The organism is Xanthomonas sp. WHRI 7065 (assembly GCF_040203115.2).
Classification (GTDB): Bacteria; Pseudomonadota; Gammaproteobacteria; order Xanthomonadales; family Xanthomonadaceae; genus Xanthomonas; species Xanthomonas arboricola.
Window position 1 is genome coordinate 4,324,055 of sequence record NZ_CP168194.1, and the last position, 18,221, is coordinate 4,342,275.

General features: G+C 65.1%; 19 protein-coding genes. 12 read left to right on the forward strand and 7 right to left on the reverse strand.

The window, feature by feature from the left end:
- The first annotated feature begins 58 nt into the window (after positions 1 to 58).
- Positions 59 to 442, forward strand: a complete 384-nt coding sequence (locus ABQY64_RS17965) for a response regulator (protein WP_349780410.1) — start codon at positions 59 to 61, stop codon at positions 440 to 442.
- Here ABQY64_RS17965 and ABQY64_RS17970 read toward each other — a convergent pair.
- The 3 genes from ABQY64_RS17970 to ABQY64_RS17980 form a co-directional block, all read right to left on the reverse strand.
- A complete protein-coding gene (locus ABQY64_RS17970; RefSeq protein WP_039513311.1) occupies positions 436 to 663 on the reverse strand; it encodes a hypothetical protein in 228 nt (75 codons plus the stop codon). The genes ABQY64_RS17965 and ABQY64_RS17970 overlap by 7 nt on opposite strands.
- Positions 663 to 1,943 (reverse strand): sigma-54 dependent transcriptional regulator, encoded by a 1,281-nt coding sequence (locus ABQY64_RS17975; RefSeq protein WP_349780411.1) that lies wholly within the window; start codon positions 1,941 to 1,943, stop codon positions 663 to 665. The genes ABQY64_RS17970 and ABQY64_RS17975 overlap by 1 nt, the downstream gene beginning before the upstream one ends.
- Positions 1,944 to 2,504: 561 nt before the next feature.
- Positions 2,505 to 2,690, reverse strand: a complete 186-nt coding sequence (locus tag ABQY64_RS17980; protein ID WP_016900925.1) for a hypothetical protein — start codon at positions 2,688 to 2,690, stop codon at positions 2,505 to 2,507.
- 213 nt (positions 2,691 to 2,903) lie between these two features.
- On the opposite strand from ABQY64_RS17980, the gene ABQY64_RS17985 reads away from it, so the two are divergent.
- The 6 genes from ABQY64_RS17985 to ABQY64_RS18010 all read left to right on the forward strand — a co-directional run bounded on the left by ABQY64_RS17985 (position 2,904) and on the right by ABQY64_RS18010 (position 10,840).
- On the forward strand, positions 2,904 to 3,770 hold the full coding sequence (locus ABQY64_RS17985) for a glucose 1-dehydrogenase (protein ID WP_039525133.1): 867 nt from the start codon (positions 2,904 to 2,906) through the stop codon (positions 3,768 to 3,770).
- Positions 3,771 to 4,204: 434 nt separating this feature from the next.
- The gene (galE, locus tag ABQY64_RS17990) at positions 4,205 to 5,374 is read left to right on the forward strand and encodes a UDP-glucose 4-epimerase GalE (RefSeq protein ID WP_349780412.1); all 1,170 of its coding nucleotides are present in this window, start codon (positions 4,205 to 4,207) and stop codon (positions 5,372 to 5,374) included.
- A 38-nt stretch (positions 5,375 to 5,412) separates the two neighbouring features.
- On the forward strand, positions 5,413 to 6,597 hold the full coding sequence (locus tag ABQY64_RS17995; RefSeq protein ID WP_047129413.1) for a glycosyltransferase family 1 protein: 1,185 nt from the start codon (positions 5,413 to 5,415) through the stop codon (positions 6,595 to 6,597).
- Entirely contained in the window at positions 6,594 to 7,781 is a 1,188-nt protein-coding gene (gene glf / locus ABQY64_RS18000; protein WP_047129414.1) for a UDP-galactopyranose mutase, read from the forward strand. The genes ABQY64_RS17995 and glf overlap by 4 nt, the downstream gene beginning before the upstream one ends.
- A gap of 132 nt (positions 7,782 to 7,913) precedes the next feature.
- Positions 7,914 to 9,065, forward strand: a complete 1,152-nt coding sequence (locus ABQY64_RS18005; RefSeq protein WP_349780413.1) for a beta-glucosidase — start codon at positions 7,914 to 7,916, stop codon at positions 9,063 to 9,065.
- A complete protein-coding gene (locus ABQY64_RS18010) occupies positions 9,062 to 10,840 on the forward strand; it encodes an ABC transporter ATP-binding protein (protein WP_349780414.1) in 1,779 nt (592 codons plus the stop codon). Before ABQY64_RS18005 ends, ABQY64_RS18010 begins: the two co-directional genes overlap by 4 nt.
- A 187-nt stretch (positions 10,841 to 11,027) precedes the next feature.
- Here the strand turns inward: ABQY64_RS18010 and ABQY64_RS18015 are convergent, their stop codons facing one another.
- Positions 11,028 to 11,672: a DUF4142 domain-containing protein gene (locus tag ABQY64_RS18015; RefSeq protein WP_349780415.1), complete on the reverse strand. Its 645-nt coding sequence runs from the start codon at positions 11,670 to 11,672 to the stop codon at positions 11,028 to 11,030.
- 262 nt (positions 11,673 to 11,934) lie between these two features.
- On the opposite strand from ABQY64_RS18015, the gene ABQY64_RS18020 reads away from it, so the two are divergent.
- On the forward strand, positions 11,935 to 13,098 hold the full coding sequence (locus ABQY64_RS18020; RefSeq protein ID WP_024938479.1) for a zinc-dependent alcohol dehydrogenase: 1,164 nt from the start codon (positions 11,935 to 11,937) through the stop codon (positions 13,096 to 13,098).
- Positions 13,099 to 13,173: 75 nt separating this feature from the next.
- Here the strand turns inward: ABQY64_RS18020 and ABQY64_RS18025 are convergent, their stop codons facing one another.
- Positions 13,174 to 13,341: a hypothetical protein gene (locus ABQY64_RS18025; RefSeq protein WP_349780416.1), complete on the reverse strand. Its 168-nt coding sequence runs from the start codon at positions 13,339 to 13,341 to the stop codon at positions 13,174 to 13,176.
- A 349-nt stretch (positions 13,342 to 13,690) separates the two neighbouring features.
- On the opposite strand from ABQY64_RS18025, the gene ABQY64_RS18030 reads away from it, so the two are divergent.
- Together ABQY64_RS18030 and ABQY64_RS18035 are read left to right on the forward strand one after the other, a co-directional pair.
- Entirely contained in the window at positions 13,691 to 14,023 is a 333-nt protein-coding gene (locus ABQY64_RS18030; protein WP_349780455.1) for a YkgJ family cysteine cluster protein, read from the forward strand.
- Positions 14,024 to 14,033: 10 nt separating this feature from the next.
- Positions 14,034 to 14,300: a hypothetical protein gene (locus tag ABQY64_RS18035; protein WP_039518701.1), complete on the forward strand. Its 267-nt coding sequence runs from the start codon at positions 14,034 to 14,036 to the stop codon at positions 14,298 to 14,300.
- 188 nt (positions 14,301 to 14,488) lie between these two features.
- On the opposite strand, the gene ABQY64_RS18040 is transcribed toward ABQY64_RS18035, so the two are convergent.
- Complete coding sequence (locus ABQY64_RS18040; RefSeq protein ID WP_016900938.1) at positions 14,489 to 14,701, reverse strand: hypothetical protein; 213 nt, start codon at positions 14,699 to 14,701, stop codon at positions 14,489 to 14,491.
- Between the two features lie 266 nt (positions 14,702 to 14,967).
- Positions 14,968 to 15,879, reverse strand: a complete 912-nt coding sequence (locus ABQY64_RS18045; protein ID WP_349780417.1) for a LysR family transcriptional regulator — start codon at positions 15,877 to 15,879, stop codon at positions 14,968 to 14,970.
- Positions 15,880 to 15,982: 103 nt separating this feature from the next.
- On the opposite strand from ABQY64_RS18045, the gene ABQY64_RS18050 reads away from it, so the two are divergent.
- The gene (locus tag ABQY64_RS18050) at positions 15,983 to 17,182 is read left to right on the forward strand and encodes an MFS transporter (RefSeq protein WP_039525115.1); all 1,200 of its coding nucleotides are present in this window, start codon (positions 15,983 to 15,985) and stop codon (positions 17,180 to 17,182) included.
- A 281-nt stretch (positions 17,183 to 17,463) separates the two neighbouring features.
- A complete protein-coding gene (locus tag ABQY64_RS18055) occupies positions 17,464 to 18,213 on the forward strand; it encodes a DUF3348 domain-containing protein (RefSeq protein ID WP_349780418.1) in 750 nt (249 codons plus the stop codon).
- Positions 18,214 to 18,221 lie beyond the last annotated feature (8 nt).

Genomic DNA, 18,221 nt, shown 5'->3' on the forward strand with positions numbered 1-18,221 from the left:
GCGACGCGCACTATGGTTTGCGCGTCGCCAGACAGCGCCACCGCTCTAGGAGTTCGCCATGCTGGACAATCCACTCAACGGCCGTCGCATCCTCGTGGTCGAGGACGACTACCTGCTGGCCGAATCGCTCAACGATCTGTTGGTGGAGGCCGGCGTCCATGTGCTCGGACCGGTGAGCAATGTGCCGGAGGCGCTGTCGCTGGTGACCTCGGGGCAGACCATCGATGGCGCATTGCTCGACGTCAATGTGCGTGGTCAACCGGTGTTTCCGGTTGCCGACGCACTGCTGGAGCGCGGCGTACCGTTCTCGTTCTGCTCCGGCTACGACCGCTACACGCTGCCGCCGCGGTTTGCGCACCTGTCGTACTGCATGAAGCCATACAACCCGCGCACCATCACCGCCCTGCTCAGCAACCAGACCCAGCCTGCCGAGCATTACTGATCGGTGCTATCGGTGGACACCCCATCGTCCTGGCGCAGGGCGCGCTCTTCCTCGCCCAGTTGATTGAGCAACTCCACCGCCGATTGATGGGTGGTGCGCAAGGTCTCCATGGGCTTGGAGGTCTCGTTGCGTAACGCATACAACGCAAAGCCCATCACATTGAGGCGGTTGCGTAGCTGATGTAGCAGCTCGCGCCGCCGCCCCTGGGATGCATCGCCCACTACGCGTCCTTGTCGCTGAGCCGGTTGTGCAAGGTGCGCACGCTGATCCCCAACTCGCGCGCCGCCGCCTTCTTGTTGAAGCGCGTGCGCGCCAAGGCCGCCTCGATCATGGCGTCTTCGGCCTGGCGCATGGTCCACCCTGCCGGAATCAGCAAGCCGTCTTCGTCGGCCTGCGGCACGGTCTGCACCACGTCCGGCGCGCTCAGCAGATCGCCGTCCGCGCGCAGGTACAGATAGCGGATGAACGAGCGCAGCTCGCGCACGTTGCCCGGCCAGGTGTGGTACGCCAGATAGCGCAGCAACGACTTGGTCGGCAGCTTGCGGGTGCCGTACTTGACGTTGAGCTCATCGATCACGCGCAGGCCCAGCAGACGCGCATCGCCGCGACGCTCGCGCAGCGGCGGTACCTGGATCGGGTACTCGTTGAGCCGGTAGAACAGATCCTCGCGCAGCACGCCGTGCTCGCGTTGCACATGCTGGTGCGTTGCGGCGACCACGCGCGCGTCCAGCGGGATCTCCTCGCTGCCACCCACGCGCATGAAGCTGCGCGACTCGATCGCGCGCAGCAGGTAGACCTGCAGCCGGGTCGGCATCTCGCCGATCTCATCCAGGAACAGCGTGCCATCGGCCGCCTGCTCCAGGAATCCGGCGTGCCGACGATCGGCGCCGGTGAAGCTGCCACGCTCGTGGCCGAACAGCTGGCTGGCCAGCAGTTCCTCGGGAATCGCACCGCAGTTGACCGGTACGAAGCGACCACGCCGGCCGGAAACCCGATGGACCGCGCGCGCGACCAGATCCTTGCCGGTGCCGGTCTCGCCGGTCACCAGCACATTCAGATCGGTCGGCGCCACGCGCACGATGTCCTTGCGCAACAGCACGATGCTGTCGCTGTTGCCGATAATGCCCAGATTGCCCTGCTGCGCGTCGCGCAGGCCGCCGAGCACGCGCTCCAGCCGCTCGGGCGCAAACGGCTTGGTGAGGAACTCACTGACGCCGAACTGCTGCGCGCGGCCCTGGGTTTCGTAGGCGTAATCACCCGAGACCACCACGATCTGCGGCGTGTGATCCGGGTCGAGCCGTTCGATGAGATCGAAACCGCTACCGTCGGGCAGGCCAACGTCCACCACCAAAAGGTCGGGGAAGTTGCTGTCCAGCCAACGGCTGGCTTCGCCAAGGGTGTGGATGCCCTTGGCACGGAAGCCGCTATCGGTGGCTAACTCAACCACCTGATCGCAGAACTCCACGTCGTCGTCGATGATGGCGCAGGAAAGACGGTCCATGGGCGCTTCTGTCCGCAATGACTAGTACATGTTCAGTTGAGAATTGTGACGGCGGCGCGAAAAACGCGCCTGCACGTCACCACGAGATGGCACATCGTTGTCACGGCCGTCCGGCCGCGTGGGTGCTCGCTCCCCCAAGTCGAGCTCGCCGTAAAAGTTTGACCGAAGTACGCACGGCAATGCCGGATTACGCCAGTGCCAAGCGTCATGGTCGGGGTCGGTAGGCGCGTCGAATTGACCGAAACGCCAAGGAGCGCAAGGTTTGCGGGAGATGGAGGGCAGCCCGAACACGGGTGCCGTTGGCTGAGCTGACGGATCAGCTCGCTTGGCCTGCGCTATGACGCGCCTGCTGGACTGTCGGCTCGTGACGACGTGGATCGTTGCCGCTTGGGGCCTTGCGCAAGCGCGGCCGCAAGGCACCGGGTGCGCTGTGTTGCCACTAGCCTACGCACTGGCCGTAGAGAAAATGTGCATGGGGTTGCCAAGGCCGGCGCTGCGATACGACGGCGGAGTTGCGTGCGCTTGCATCGCGAACACCGGAACTGCAGCGTTGAGCGCGACTCAGCGCTTCTCGGAGCCGTCTGGTCGTTCGTAATCGTGTTCGGGGTCGGCCTTATTCACATCGCGGTCTTCGTCGGGCATGTCGTGCACCTTCCACTCGACATCCTCATTGCGCTGCTCCTGCGGCGTAAACGGCTTTTGCTGATCGTCATCCGGGCCCCATGGCTTTTTCGGTTCACTGCCCATCGTCGTTCTCCTGCGTTGTGGTCGTGAGCCCACGCTAGGCCGGTGCACATTGCACAGCAGTGAACAAAGCTGCGCGATGGCGTGAAGCAATCGCCGCGCGCAAGCGGCGGCATCGTCAACACACACGCCGCCGACATTGCCTAGCCCACACGTTTACGTTTGCGCACGCACACTGCCGTTCATTGTGATGCGTCACACCGCCAGGAGACCGAAATGCCCGTACCCAACTATCCGCGTCCGCCATTCAAACCGCAGCAGCAGAACTTTCCCGGGCGTACCGAGAAGATGGACCCGCGCCCGGATCATGGCGAAGACAGTTATGTCGGTCATGGGCAGCTCACCGGCAAACGTGCATTGATCACCGGCGGCGACAGCGGCATCGGCGCGGCCGTGGCGATCGCGTATGCACGCGAAGGTGCCGATGTGGCGATCGCCTATCTTCCCGATGAGCAGGAGGATGCCGCCAGAATTGGCGCATTGATCGAAAAGGCCGGCGTCAAGGCCTTGCTGGTGGGCTGCGACATCAGCGACCCCGCCCAGGCGGCTGCGTTGATCGAACAGGTCAACAGCACATTCGGCGGCCTGGATATCCTGGTCAACAACGCCGGCTATCAGAAGTATTTTGAGAACTTCGAAGACATCACGTTGGAGGAATGGCGCAAGACCTTCGACACCAATGTGCATGCCGTATTCCACCTGGTGCAGCTGTCGGTGCCGCTGATGAAAGACGGCGGCTCCATCATCAATACCGCCTCGGTGCAGTCCAAGAAGCCGACGCCGAACATCCTGCCGTATGCCGCAACCAAGGGCGCGCTGGCCAACCTGACGATTGGCCTGGCAGGCGTGCTGGCCGACAAGCACATCCGCGTCAACGCGGTGCTGCCGGGCCCGATCTGGACACCGTTTATTCCCGCCGGCATGGATGAGGAGTCGGTGGAAAACTTCGGCGGCCAGACGCCGATGGGCCGCCCCGGGCAACCGGTGGAGCTGGCATCGGCGTACGTGATGCTGGCAGCCGATACCGCCAGCTACACCTCGGGCACGTTGCTCACCATTGCCGGTGGCGCGGTCACGCTGTAACGCTATCCAGCGCTGCAGCTGCGCGTAAAGCCCGCCTCGCTTGCTTAGCGAGGCGGGCTTTTTTATTGCCGCAGCGTGCGCTTGGAACTGCCTGATGCGAGCTCGTCTTTTGCACTGCGCTGCCCGCGCAAAATGCAGCGCGCACGCACACACCCACCCACAGTCACGGTGAGGTTCCGGTCAAGGCCATACTCGCGTGGCACGCACCCACCACTGTGCCTGCTCTCACGGCCCGCCTCCTACCGTAGGTGGCGTTGGACCGTGATGCACAACCCCTTCCTTCTCGCCCAGAGCTGCCTGCCACCCCATGCGTGGCGCAAGCGCAACGTCCTGCCGGCGCGATGACATCACGCAACACGCATGAAACGTGCGAGGTGGTGCATCCGCGCCATTGATAGGCCGGCGCGTCAGCGCCCTCCACAAGGCAGACATCCATGAGAATTTTGGTCACTGGCGGCACCGGCTATATCGGCTCACATACCTGCGTCGAGTTGGCGCGACGTGGCCATGAAGTGTGCATTGTCGATAATTTGAGCAACTCTTCCGAGCGCGTACTCGACCATCTGCAGCACCTGATAGGTTTCCGCCCGGACTTCCATCGCATGGATGTGCGCGCGCCCGAGCTGGCCGAGCTGCTGACTGCGAAGAAGATCGATGCGGTGCTGCATTTTGCCGCGCTCAAGGCGGTGGGCGAATCGGTGCGCGAGCCGTTGCTGTACTTCAACAACAACGTGACCGGCACGCTGGCGCTGTTACGCGCGATGCGCACCGCCAAGGTAACCAGGCTGGTGTTCAGCTCCTCGGCCACCGTCTATGGCGATGCCAACACCAGCCCGATCCGCGAAGACGCGCCGCTGAAGGCGATCAATCCGTACGGGCGCACCAAGCTGATGATGGAAGAGATGATCGCCGACCTCAGCGCGGCCTGGCCGGAGTTCAATGCGGCGCTGCTGCGTTACTTCAACCCGGTCGGTGCACATCCCAGCGGGTATCTGGGCGAAGACCCGCGTGGCGTGCCGAACAATCTGATGCCGTATATCGCGCAGGTGGCGGTCGGCCGCCGCGATGCGCTGCAGGTCTTTGGCGACGACTACCCCACCGCCGATGGCACCGGCGTGCGCGATTACCTGCATGTGATGGATCTGGCACGCGCGCATGTGGATGCCATCGACTACCTGCAGCGCGAGCGCACCGGCCTGGTAGTCAATCTAGGCACCGGGCGCGGCTACAGCGTGCGCGAAGTGGCCGCCGCGTTCGAGCGCGCCAGTGGCCGGCGCATTCCGCTCAGCATTGCGCCGCGTCGCAGTGGCGATGTGGCGGTGTATTACGCCAACGCCACGCTCGCCCATCGCCTGCTCGGCTGGAAGGCCGAACACGACCTGGACCGCATGTGCCGCGATACCTGGCGCTGGCAGTCCATGCACCCGGAAGGCTACGCCACCTCGCGCCTGAGCCGGCCGCGCACGTCGGCTCCGGTGCCGGAAACCGAGCTCGCCCGCGACGCCGTGGCACCGGTACGCCGCCTGTTGCCGGCGGCCGATGGCCGTCGTCGCAGCGAGCCGGCGCGCCCGCTATTGCTGACGGACCGTCTGTCGCGCGCCTGATCGGCGCGCATTCCTTTTTCTTCTAATGAGGTCATTCCATGAGTTGGGCTGGTCAATTCCATTACGACATCGGCAAGACCCGCCGAGCCGTTTCGTCCGACAGCACACCGCAGTTCGATCCGTCCCGGACCACCCTGCTGTGCCTGTCGCATCTGCGCTGGAGCTTCGTCTACCAACGCCCGCAACATCTGATGGCGCGCTTTGCCGGCGACTTCAATGTGCTGTTCTGGGAGGAGCCGATCGCCTGCGATGAATCCGAGCCCTGGCTGCAGGTGCGTGGCGAAGAAGGCGGCCTGCATGTGTTGGTGCCGCGCCTGCCGGCCGGCTGTACCGGCGACGCTGCGGTGCAGGTGCAGCGCCAGTTGCTGGACGGTTACCTGGCCGAGCTCGGCGCGCGCGACCTGCTGCTGTGGTACTACACGCCGATGAGTCAGAGCTTCAGCGCGCATCTGCGTCCGCGTGCGATCGTCTACGACTGCATGGACGAGCTGTCGGCATTTCGCGGTGCGCCGCCCGAGCTGGTGCAGCGCGAACGCGAGCTGTTGCAGCGCGCCGACGTGGTGTTCACCGGTGGCTACAGCATCTGGGAAGCCAAGCGTGCGCTGCACTCCAACACGCATGCCTTCCCCAGCAGCGTGGATGTGGCGCATTTCGCCGCCGCACGCCAGCCGCAGCAGGAGCCGGCCGATCAAGCCGATATCCCGCACCCGCGTCTCGGCTTCTATGGCGTCATCGACGAGCGCTTCGACGTGGCCTTGCTGCGCGACATCGCCGAGCAGCGCCCACAGTGGCAGTTCGTGATGATCGGGCCGGTGGTCAAGATCGCCGCGTCCGAGCTGCCGCAGGCCGCCAACATCCATTACCTCGGCGGCAAGACCTACGACGAGCTGCCCGGCTACCTCTCCGGCTGGGAGGTGGCGCTGATGCCGTTCGCGATGAACGCCTCCACCCGTTTCATCAGCCCGACCAAGACCCCCGAATACCTGGCCGGCGGCTGCCCGGTGGTGTCCACACCCATCCACGATGTGGTGCGCACCTATGGCGACACCGGCGTGGTGCGCATTGCCGACACCGCCGCGGCCTTCGTCGCCGCCTGCGAGGCCGCGCTGCGCGACGGCGCCGATCGCGAGCAGCTGCTGGAAACCGCCGACCAGGTGCTGGGCGATATGTCCTGGGACCACACCTATGACTTGATGAAGGAGAAACTCACGTGGAAGCAATGACACCGTCGGGCACCGTCCCGCTGGCGAGCACGCGCACCCTTGGCGGCACCCGGCGCGGATTCGACTACCTGATCATCGGCGCAGGCTTTGCCGGCAGCGTGCTGGCCGAGCGCCTGGCGGCAGGCCTGGGCAAGCGTGTGCTGGTGGTCGACCGCCGCCCGCATATCGGCGGCAATGCCTACGACTTTCATGATGACGCCGGGGTGCTGATCCATCGCTATGGCCCGCACATCTTCCACACCAATGCGCAGCGCATCGTGGATTACCTGTCCAACTTCACCCAGTGGCGGCCTTACGAGCACCGCGTACTGGCGCAGGTGGGCGAGCAGCAGATGCCGATCCCGATCAACATGACCACCTTGAATCGGCTGTATGGCCTGCAGCTCACCACCGAAGAGGAGGCCGCCGCGTTCCTGGCCAGCCGCGCCGAGCCGGTGGCCGACATCCAGACCAGCGAGGACGTGGTGATCAACCAGGTCGGCCGCGAGCTGTACGAAACCTTTTTCCAGGGCTATACGCGCAAGCAATGGGGCCTGGATCCGTCACAGCTGGACAAGTCGGTGACCTCGCGCGTGCCCACCCGCACCAACGACGACGACCGCTACTTCACCGACACCTTCCAGCAGATGCCGCTGCACGGCTACACGCGCATGTTCGAACGCATGCTCGATCATCCCAACATCAAGGTGATGCTCAACACCGACTACCGCGAAATCCGCGACGAGCTGGACTACGACCAGCTGGTCTACAGCGGCCCGGTGGACGAATACTTCGACTATTGCTACGGCAAGCTGCCGTATCGCTCGCTCAGGTTCGAACACAGCACCGCGGACCAGGAACACTTCCAGTCGGTGGCGACGGTCAACTACCCGGCCGAAGATGTCGCCTACACGCGCATCACCGAGTACAAGCACCTGACCGGCCAGCAGCATCCCAAAACTAGCCTCACCCATGAGTATCCTTCGGCCGAGGGCGACCCGTATTATCCGATCCCGCGTGCGGAAAATGCCGAGCTGTACCGGCGCTACGAGCGGCTGGCGGCCGAAACGCCCAATGTCACCTTCCTGGGGCGGCTGGGCACCTACAAGTACTACAACATGGATCAGGTCGTCGGCCAGGCGCTGGCCTTGTTCAAGCGTATCGAAGAGACCGAACACCAACGCCGCGCCGAACTGATCGCCTGAGCCACCGGATGTCACCCTGCAGACGTCTGGTTGCGGGTGATGCATGAAGCGGCTCACCAGGCCGGCGTGTCGTGTCAGTCACTTTCCATTGCTCCGCTGCCAGACTGCGGCGGAGATGCAGCAGGACCCCAGATGCATAGCCCCACAGTGTTCGACAGTTTCTTCATGGCGGGGTTCGAGTGTTCGACCCATCGCCGTCGCGATGGCCGCCGGCTGGATCTGATCGCCGGCACCAGGCACGACCGCTGGGCGGCAAACGACTACCGCGCCGTCGCCGCACATGGCATGCACACGGCGCGCGACGGCTTGCGCTGGCACCTGATCGAGCAGCGGCCCGGACATTACGACTGGTCCAGCTTCCTGCCGATGCTGCATGCCGCCAATGCCGCCGGCACCCAGGTGATCTGGGACCTGTGCCATTACGGCTGGCCGGACGATGTGGATATCTGGAGCCCGCAGTTCGTCGATCGTTTCGCACGTTTTGCCGCCGCGGCGGCGCAATGCGTCAAGAACGAAACCGATGCGGTGCCGTTCTATGCGCCGCTCAACGAGATCTCGTTCTGGGCCTGGAACGGCGGCGATCACGCGCGCATGCATCCGCTGGCACGCGGGCGCGGTTTCGAGCTCAAGCACCAGCTGGTACGCGCCACCATTGCCGCGATCGATGCGGTGCGCCAGGTGGAGCCGCGCGCGCGCTTCGTGCAGGTGGACCCGGCCATCCATGTGATCGCCTCCAACGACCGCCCCGGCCCGCGTCGCGAAGCCGAGCGCCTGCGGGTGGCGCAATTCGAAGCCTGGGACATGATCTGCGGCAAACAGTGGCCTGGCCTGGGCGGCGCGCCGCAGTATCTGGACATCGTCGGCCTCAACTACTACGCGGACAACCAGTGGTATCTGGGCGGTACGCCGATCCCGCGCACGTCCGCCGACCACCGCCCGCTGTCGGCGATCATGGATGAGTTCTGGCGGCGCTATCAGCGCCCGCTGATCATCTCCGAAACCGGTGCGGAAGGTGACAAACGCGCCGGCTGGCTTGCGCACGTCGGCAGCGAAGTGGCACTGGCGATGCAGCAAGGCGTGCCGATGGAAGGGATCTGCCTGTATCCGGTGCTGGACTATCCGGGCTGGGACAACTACCGCCATTGCCCCACCGGCGTGTTCGGCTATGCCGACGAACACGGCCAGCGCCCATTGCATGACGGGCTGGCCGAGCAGTTGCGCCGCGAACACGAACGCTTTGGCCTGCCTGCACCGCAGCGTGCGCTGGCCGACATCGATACGTGAACACCGTCGCGCAGCCCGCCCTGTTGCCGGACACTCCCGCGCGATTTCTATGGCATTACATTCGCCAGCGGCCCTGGCACTTTGCCGGATTGCTGCTGCTGATCATCGGTGCTGCCGGCTGCGCGGTCTCCGTGCAATACGGCATGAAGGTGCTAGTCGATGCGATGGCCACCGACCAGCGGAGCGAAGCCAATGTCTGGTTGCCGCTGGGCTTGTTCATTGGCCTGATCGCCATCGAAAACCTGCTGTGGCGGCTGGGCGGCTGGCTAGGCTGTCGCACCGTGGTGGCCAGCGTGGTGGATATCCGCGTGGATCTGTTCCGCCACCTCACCGGCCATCCGATGCGCTATTTCAGCGAACATTTTGCCGGCGCGCTGGGTAACCGCATCACCGCGCTGGGCAGCGCGGCCGGGCAGATCTATGGCGGGCTGGCCTGGAAGATCGTGCCACCGATCGTCGACTTCATCGGCGCCATCGTACTGCTGCTCACCGTGGACTGGCGCATGGCCGCCACCTTGATCGGCTTTATCGCGGTGGTGGCGGCCATCATCACCAGCTTCGGCATCCGCGGCCGCGCCAAGCACCAGCGCTTTGCCGCGCAGGCCGCGCGCGTGGGCGGCGAGCTGGTGGATGCGGTGTCCAATGTGTGGACGATCAAGGCGTTTGCCGCACGCGATCGCGAAAGCGCGCGGCTGGCCGAGCAGATCGGCTACGAGGCGGTCGCCCATCGCCGCAGCTGGATGTACGTGGAAAAGGCCCGCGTGATCCACGACATCTGCCTGTCGGTGATGGCCGGCAGCATGCTGATCTGGGCGATCAGCATGTGGCGCGCCGGCACGGTGAGCGCGGGCGATGTGGTGCTGGTCAGCGCGCTGACCTTCCGCATCCTGCACGGCTCGCGCGACCTGGCGCTGACGCTGGTGGATACCACCCAGCAGCTGGGCGCCATCGCCGACACGCTGCAGATCATCCTGCAACCGCATGCCATCGTCGATGCGGACGCACCGCTGGCCCTGGCCCAGGGCGATGTGCGGTTCGAAGAAGTGCGCTTTGCCTATCCGGATCGGGCGGCGGTGCTGGATGAATTGAACCTGCACATCCCTGCCGGCCAGAAGGTCGGCATCGTCGGGCCCTCCGGTGCCGGCAAGTCCACCTTGATCGCGCTGATCCAGCGCCTGGACGATGTGCAATCCGGACGCGTGCTGATCGATGGCCAGGACATCCGCAGCGTCAGCCAGGACAGCCTGCGCGAAAAGATTGCGGTGGTCCCGCAGGAAACCGCGCTGTTCAATCGTAGCATTGCCGACAACATCCGCTACGGCCGCCCGGAGGCCAGCGATGCGGAGGTGCAGGACGCCGCGCGGCACGCATTCTGCGATGGCTTCATCCGGCAGCTGCCGCAGGGCTACGACACCCAGGTCGGCGAACGCGGGGTCATGCTCTCGGGTGGTCAGCGCCAGCGTCTGGGCATCGCCCGCGCGTTTCTGAAGGACGCGCCGATCCTGATCCTGGATGAAGCCACCTCGGCACTGGACACCGAGTCGGAAGCGGAAATCCAGGCCGCGCTCGATCACCTGATGCGCGACCGCACGGTGCTGGCGGTGGCGCATCGCTTGTCCACGGTGATCGGCTTCGATCGTATCGTGGTGCTGCAGGAAGGCCGCGTGGTCGAAGACGGCAACCCGGCACAGCTGCGTGGTCACGGTGGTGTGTTCGATGGTCTGTGGCAGCGCCAGGCGGCGGGATTGGAGCAGGCTGCGCCTGATCAGCAATGACGACTGCTTGGAGATGAGATCGCCCAGCACTCGCTAAGCATGTTGCGTGTTGCGTACCGCGTGTCGCATGCCGCGAATATGGTCAACGCACGCTACCCATGCCCACAACGACAACAGGCAGCCGAAGCTGCCTGCTGTCTGCATCGCACCGCGCATCACGCGGTGCTCGATCAACGTCTCTGCCTGATCAGTGCGGCTGGTTCGACTTGGCGCGCAGCGACTTGGCATGCTCCAGATGCTGGGCGATGGTCTCGCGTGCACGCTGCAGTTCCTTGCCCAGATCGCTCGAACCCGGCTCGCTGGCCAGTTGGGCATCCAGCAATGTCAACGCCTGCTCGTGGCTGGTCACACTGGCCTGCAGGTACTGCATTTCGAACTCCTTGCCGTTCAAGCCTTCCAGACGCTTACGGATGCCGTCAGCGCGGGTAGTTGCAGCCTGCGCCAGCGTGCCGCTGCGATCCGGTGCGAACCGGCTGAGATCGGTCAGCGCTGCACTGTGGGCCTCGTCCATCTTGCGTGCAAACTGCAAGGTCTCGCCACCGAGTCCCTTGACGACTGCCAGCTGCGCCAGCGTGCGCTCCTGCTCGTTGAACACCACCAGGGCGCCAAGTGCCTGCTTGCGATCGCCGGAGATTGCAGCGGCATCACGCAACGGGTCGCCATGTGGCGGCGCGCTGCCCGCATTGGCCGGCGCGCTCAGCGTCTGCTGTTGAATGTCGCGATCGTTGTTCTTCGGGCTGGCTGCTTCACCAGACTCGTTCTGACGACGCTGCCATGCCTTGTAAGCCACGTAGCCCACTGCACCGGCGGTCACCATCTTAAAAATTCCCATCGTTGTCTCCTGGTTGATCGCGCAAGGCACGATCGTTGATTGTCGGGGTCGCATGGTCGCTGCACGCATAAGCTGCGAATGATTCAGCGTGGCATTCGAGAGTGCGAGCGCGCGGGTTATCCAGACGTGACACGCGCATCAACGCCGCGTCGCCAATCGAACGCGTCCACACCGTGCGCACGTGCCGTGCTGACGGACTTAACGGCGCGCTACCGACACTGGCTGTGTTGCCGCACACCGACGGCCTTTCCGGAGAACCCCCATGCTCGCCCTCAACTACCACGGCTCACGCGATGTCCGGGTCGAAACCGTGCCGGACCCGGTCCTGGTCGAACGCGACGATCTCATCCTGCGCGTCACTGCCACCGCCATCTGCGGTTCGGATCTGCATCTGTACCGCGGCAAGATCCCGGATCTGCGGCACGGCGATATTCTCGGCCATGAGTTCATGGGCATTGTTGAAGACGTGGGCCCCGACGTCACCGCCGTCAAACGCGGCGACCGCGTGGTGATCCCCTTCGTGGTGGCCTGCGGGCGTTGCTTCCACTGCATGCTGCAGGAATTCTCCGCCTGCGAGACCACCAACACCGGCAAGGGCGCGGCGCTCAACCACAAGGACATGCGGCCGCCGGCGGCGCTGTTCGGCTTCAGTCATCTGTATGGCGGTCTGTCCGGCGGGCAGGCCGAATACGTGCGCGTGCCCAAGGCCAATGTCGGGCCGTTGGTGGTGCCCGATGCATTGCATGACGAGCAGGTACTGTTCCTGTCCGACATTCTGCCGACCGGCTATCAGGCGGTCATCGATGCCGGGGTCAAGCAGGGTTCGACCGTGGCGATCTTCGGCGCCGGCCCGGTGGGCCTGATGGCGGCGGCGTGCTGCCGCATGCTGGGCGCCGAGCGCATCTTCATGGTCGACCGGCATGCCTACCGGCTGGACTTCGCGTCCAAGGCCTACGGCATCATTCCGATCAACTTCGACGAGGTCGACGACCCGGCCGATGTCATCGTGTCGCAAACCGATGGCCGCGGCGTGGATGCCAGCATCGAAGCGGTGGGCTTCGAGGCCGAAGGCAGCGCGATCGAAACCGCGCTGACCAACTTGAAGCTGGAAGGCAGCAGCGGTGTTGCCATCCGCCAATGCATTGCGGCAACGCGCCGCTGCGGTGTGGTCAGCGTGCCGGGCGTGTATGCCGGCTTCATCCATGCCTTCATGTTCGGCGATGCCTTCGACAAGGGACTGAGCTTCAAGATGGGCCAGACCCATGTGCAGAAGCACATGCCGCACTTGCTGGAATGCATCGGCAATGGCGACCTCAAGCCCAGCGCGATCATCTCCCATCGCATGCCGCTGGCCGATGCGGCGCGTGGCTATGAACTGTTCGACAAGAAGCAGGACGATTGCCGCAAGGTGGTGTTGACGCCGTAACAGCCAGCAACACTGCAAACGCAAACGGCGCGGTCGGTGACCGCGCCGTTTGCGTTGCTGGCTCGTGTGGCCGGGTCAGTCCAGCGGCTTGGCCGGCACGAACGGCGACACCGGATCGCTGGCCGGAAAGGTTTCTTCCAGCGCATCGTCCTGCAAGGCGTCCTGCTTTTCCTTCTCGCTGCGTTGGTCGTCGTGATCGCCGGCCTGATCGGGCGCAGTTGCGTGTTGATGGGCAGTATTCATGGGATCTCCTGTCGCGTTGATGCGGACCACCCAACGCTACGGTGGCCTGCCAACGGCACAGGTGAAAGAGGTCTTCGCATCGGCACGACAAAGGCAACCGTTTAGGCAAACGTCGGATGCATCGGCACGTTGTCGCAACATGGCGATCGTACGCGCGCGGACCACAGCACGATTGAGCGCGCAGCATGCCGTGCTTGCGTCAACAGGCAGACGCGCAAGGCAATGCACTGCCGGCAACGCGATCATCGCGTTTTCGCGCCGCGAGAAAACAGCCTGCTGCCGCCACGGCGGGGACCGGTTCACACCCCGGCGCGCCCAGGGTGTATGGTGCAAGGGCGGCCGGACTCCGGTGTCGCTTTCACTCTATCTGGCCTTCTCCATCAAGAATCTCTGCGAACGTTGCGACGCCGTCTGTTGCCGGCTCACCGTCATGGTCGATCCATCCGACCGCATCCCCAACCACTTGACCAGCGTGACACCGCAAGGTTGGCACGTGATGGCGCGTGACGAGGAAGGCTGGTGCGTGGCCATCGATGCGGCGCGCATGTGTTGTTCGATCTACGAGACGCGGCCGGCAATCTGCCGGCGTTTCGTCATGTCCGGGCCGTATTGCCGCGACGTGCGTGCCACCTACGACGACCAACGCCGGCGGGGCATTCCCTTGACGCTGTACAACGCATGAGGATTTCGCCATGAACAACTCCCGCCGTCAGTCGATGACCGTGAGCAATCAGCCAGGCAAGCCGCGTTTGTCCGAGCAACGGCTGGCCGCCGATCTGGAGGCGTTCCAGCAATCCGGTGGCGCGATCGAGCGTCTGGGCGATACCCCGCTGCGTCGCGACAAGAAGCGCGGCGAGCCCGAGGCCGCCCCTGCCAAGGCAGTCAAGAAACCCGCTGCCAAGGCAACCGACGCGTCTGAAGCAGAGACCGCAACAACCGCAACAACCGACGCCGAGTAAGCGCGTCGCAGTGGCAGCACACCTGCGGTGTGACTGTCGCGGCTGGAGTTGGAGTTGGGTGATCGATGCCGCGCTGCGTGCACACACCGCGGCCGGCTGAACACACAGCGCCGGCATCGTCGGCTTCGAGATGACCGCCTCCCGGCACGCAGACCCGCGTCGCCGGCAGGCAAGCAAGCAAGCGCGGATTACAGCAGTTGCGCGTGCTTGGTCGCGCCAAGTCCCTGCGCCAGGGAAGCCATTTCGTTGGCCAGTGTGATCAGATCGCCGCCGGCTTGCGCGGCAAGGGTCATGATGCGTTGATACGCGTCCCAGAAGTCCGGTCCACTGCCATAGGCAGCGTGGAACCCCTGCAACTCCAGAACCATGAGATCGGACACCTGCATGTCGCAGCGATCCATTGCGGTTACCTCGTTGGGGAATCGTCCCCGGACGGCAGACTACACGCGTTCACCTTACAAAACAGGGTCGGCCGTGAGACAGCGCAGTTGTAGCTGAATTGGTCAGAGAGCAGGCGCAGACCGGCGTGATTGCGCTTGATCGGGCCCGCTGTCGCGTGTGCTGGCATGTGCGCTGATCCGAACCTGGCGCTGCATTGCGGCGCGTCGATGTGCACCATGCGCAACCGCTGCCGCGATCATGCACGACCCCACGCAAGGCGCCGCACTCACGCCGCATCCTGCAAGCCCTGCTGCAGACATTCCAGCAACCGGCTCAGCTTGGGCAGCAACTGGCGCGCGCGCATCCACACCAGATGCAGCGGCAGGCCTTCGGTATCGCACTGCGGCAATACCGCGACCAGGCTGCCGCGCTGCAGATGCTGGTCGATCAGCCAGGTCGGCAGCTGTGCGATACCCAGCCCGGCCACCACCGCATCCACCTGCGCCTCGGCATTGCCGAACACCACCCGCGCGTCCATCGCACGCTGTTCCACCGGCCCTGCACCATGCCGCAGCAACCACGGGCTACTGCTGCCATCGGCCTTGCCGTAGAGCACCGCATCGTGCGCCAGCAGTGCGGCGATGCTGTCGGGCGTGCCGCGCTGCGTCAGGTACTGCGGTGCGGCGCAGAACACGCGTTTTTCATGGCCCAGATAGCGGTGCCCCAGGCTGCTGTGCCACTGATCCGGCCCGCCGATGCGCACCGCGATGTCGATGCCTTCTTCGGCCATGTCGACAAAGCGATCGGTGAACGAAATGACCGGTTGCAGGCCGGGATAACGCTGGAAGAACGGCAGCAGCACCGGCAACACCTTGTGCCGGCCAAAACTCACCGGCAGGTCCAGCCGCAGCCGGCCCGTCGGCGCCTGGCCTTCGGCACGCAGCACGTGCTCGGCCTCCTCCAGCTCGTCGAGCACCTTGACGCAGACCCGGTAGAACGCCGCGCCGGCGTCGGTCAGCGCCAGCCGCCGGGTGGTGCGCGCGAACAGGCGCACGCCCAGGCGCGTCTCCAGGCGTGCGATGGCCTTGCCCACTGCCGAGCTGGTCAGGCTGAGCCGCTCGGCGGCGGCGGTGAAGCTGCCGGCATCGGCGGCGCTGACGAAGATATCGATGCCTTTGACGCGTTCAGAGGGATGCATGGGCATATATTCAAGAACTGAAGTCCGCAATGTACGGAAAATACTCCCGATATACGATCTTAATTCTTTCCTATGATGACCAGCCCACACTGCGGCGCATGCCATGTCTGCTGTCGGCTCTAGTTCCTCCCCCGTTTCCGCCACCTCGGCACCGGCCGCTGCACGCAGCGGCCTGGCGATCTTCATCCTGGCGTTTGCCGCCTTCGTGATCGTCACCACCGAGTACCTGATCGTCGGGCTGCTGCCCGGCCTTGCACGCGACATGGAGATTTCCATCTCCGCGGCCGGCCAGCTGGTGACGTTGTTCGCCTTCACGGTGATGCTGTTCGGCCCGCCGCTGACCGCGTGGCTGTCGCATCTGGATCGCAAGCGCCTGTTTGTGATGATCCTGCTGGTGTTTGCGGTCTCCAATGCGGTGGCCGCGCTGGCGCCCAATATCTGGGTGCTGGCCTTTGCCCGCTTCGTACCGGCGCTGGCGCTGCCGGTGTTCTGGGGAACCGCCAGCGAGACCGCCGGGCAACTGGCCGGGCCGCAGCACGCCGGGCGCGCGGTATCGCGGGTGTATCTGGGCATTTCGGCGGCGCTGCTGTTCGGCATTCCGCTGGGCACGGTGGCGGCCAACAGCATCGGCTGGCGTGGCGCGTTCTGGATCCTGGCCGCCCTGTCGCTGGCGATGGCCGCGGCGCTGGCGCTCTGGATGCCGACCGTGGCCCGCAGCGAGCGGGTGAATCTGCGTCAGCAGGCCGGCATCTTCGGCGAGCGCTTTTTCCTGGCCAATGTGATCCTGTCGGTGGTGGTCTTCACCGCCATGTTCACCGCCTACACCTATCTGGCCGACCTGCTGGAACGCAGCGTGGGCGTGCCGGCGGCGAATGTGGGCTGGTGGCTGATGGGCTTCGGCGCGATCGGCCTGATCGGCAACTGGCTGGGCGGGCGGGTGGTGGATCGCTCGCCGCTGCGTGCCACGGCGGTGTTCCTGCTGCTGCTCGCGCTGGGCATGGCCTTGTGCGTGCCGGTGGCCAAGACCGGCGTGCTGCTCTATCTGACCCTGGCGGTCTGGGGCATTGCCTACACCGCGCTGTTTCCGATCAGCCAGGTGCGGGTGATGAATTCGGTGACCCAATCGCAGGCACTGGCCGGCACCACCAATGTGTCGGCGGCCAATGCCGGCATCGGCATCGGCGCCATCATCGGCGGGCTGGTGATTCCGGCCTGGGGGCTGGGCAGCATCGGCTATGTGGCCGCTGCGGTGGCGCTGCTGGGCGTGGTGCTGATTCCGTTGGTACATCGCGCCCGAGGCTGAGATATCGCGTTGCGGGCCAGGCGCCCCTGGCCCGCAGCGTTGGTCGCGCTCGCTGTGCATGATCACGGAGCGCGCAGGCCAGATACCGCTGCAGATGGACTTGATCCTTGGGCGCTGCGCCCGCTGGATCACAGCCCTGCATGCTGCAATCGCACGCATGCCCCCACACCAGACCGGCTGAATGCCGCCGGGGCCGGCCTGCGCTGCAGGCCCGCAGCTGCCGTGCAAAGCGCCGAACGGCGCAACTTCCCGTGTAAAATGCGCGGTCTTTGACCGGAACAATGGCGAAAGCTTCTCCACGGGCGCCCCTGTCGGGCCCGGCGTTCATTCGCCTGCTTGCTCGCCTCACCGATGCCCACGTGGCCCAGTCCAACCATGCGCTCGCCGACCGGCTCAGCCAATGGATCGACTGGACGCGCGCGGTCGCCGTGTCAAAGGCGCTGGATGGCAAGCTGCCGGAGATCGACGCGCTGCCCGACACGCGCAGACTCGACACCGAGGCCTGCGCCCGCGTGCGCACCGGGCTGGCGACCAGCAGCGTGGTCGAGCTGGATACCGTGCTCGCGCGCGTGCGTCGTGATGCGCGCAGCGCCGCCGCTACCGACATCGACGCAGCGGCAGCGGCGCCCGCGCTCGACTATGCCCCGTTCCGCCAGCACTACCTGGCAATGCAACGCGCGATGCGCACCGCCACCGGCGACCTGCGTGGCCGCCTGCGCGACATGCTGGCGCTGGAATCCGCGCCGATGGCGCGGCTGGCCGAGGTGGATGCGGTGATGGAGCTGACCTTGAGCCCGCGCGAGCAGACCCTGCTGAATCATGTGCCGAACCTGCTCGGCGCGCATTTCGAGCGCCTGCGCGATGCCGCGCAGGCACAGAACCCGGCACCCGACGGCGAGGCCGCGCCACGCGCGGTCTCCGACGGCTGGCTGGATGTGTTTCGCAAAGACATGCAGAGCGTGTTGCTCGCCGAACTGGATGTCCGTTTTCACCCGATCGAAGGCCTGCTCGCAGCGCTTCGTACCCGCTAACTGGGACC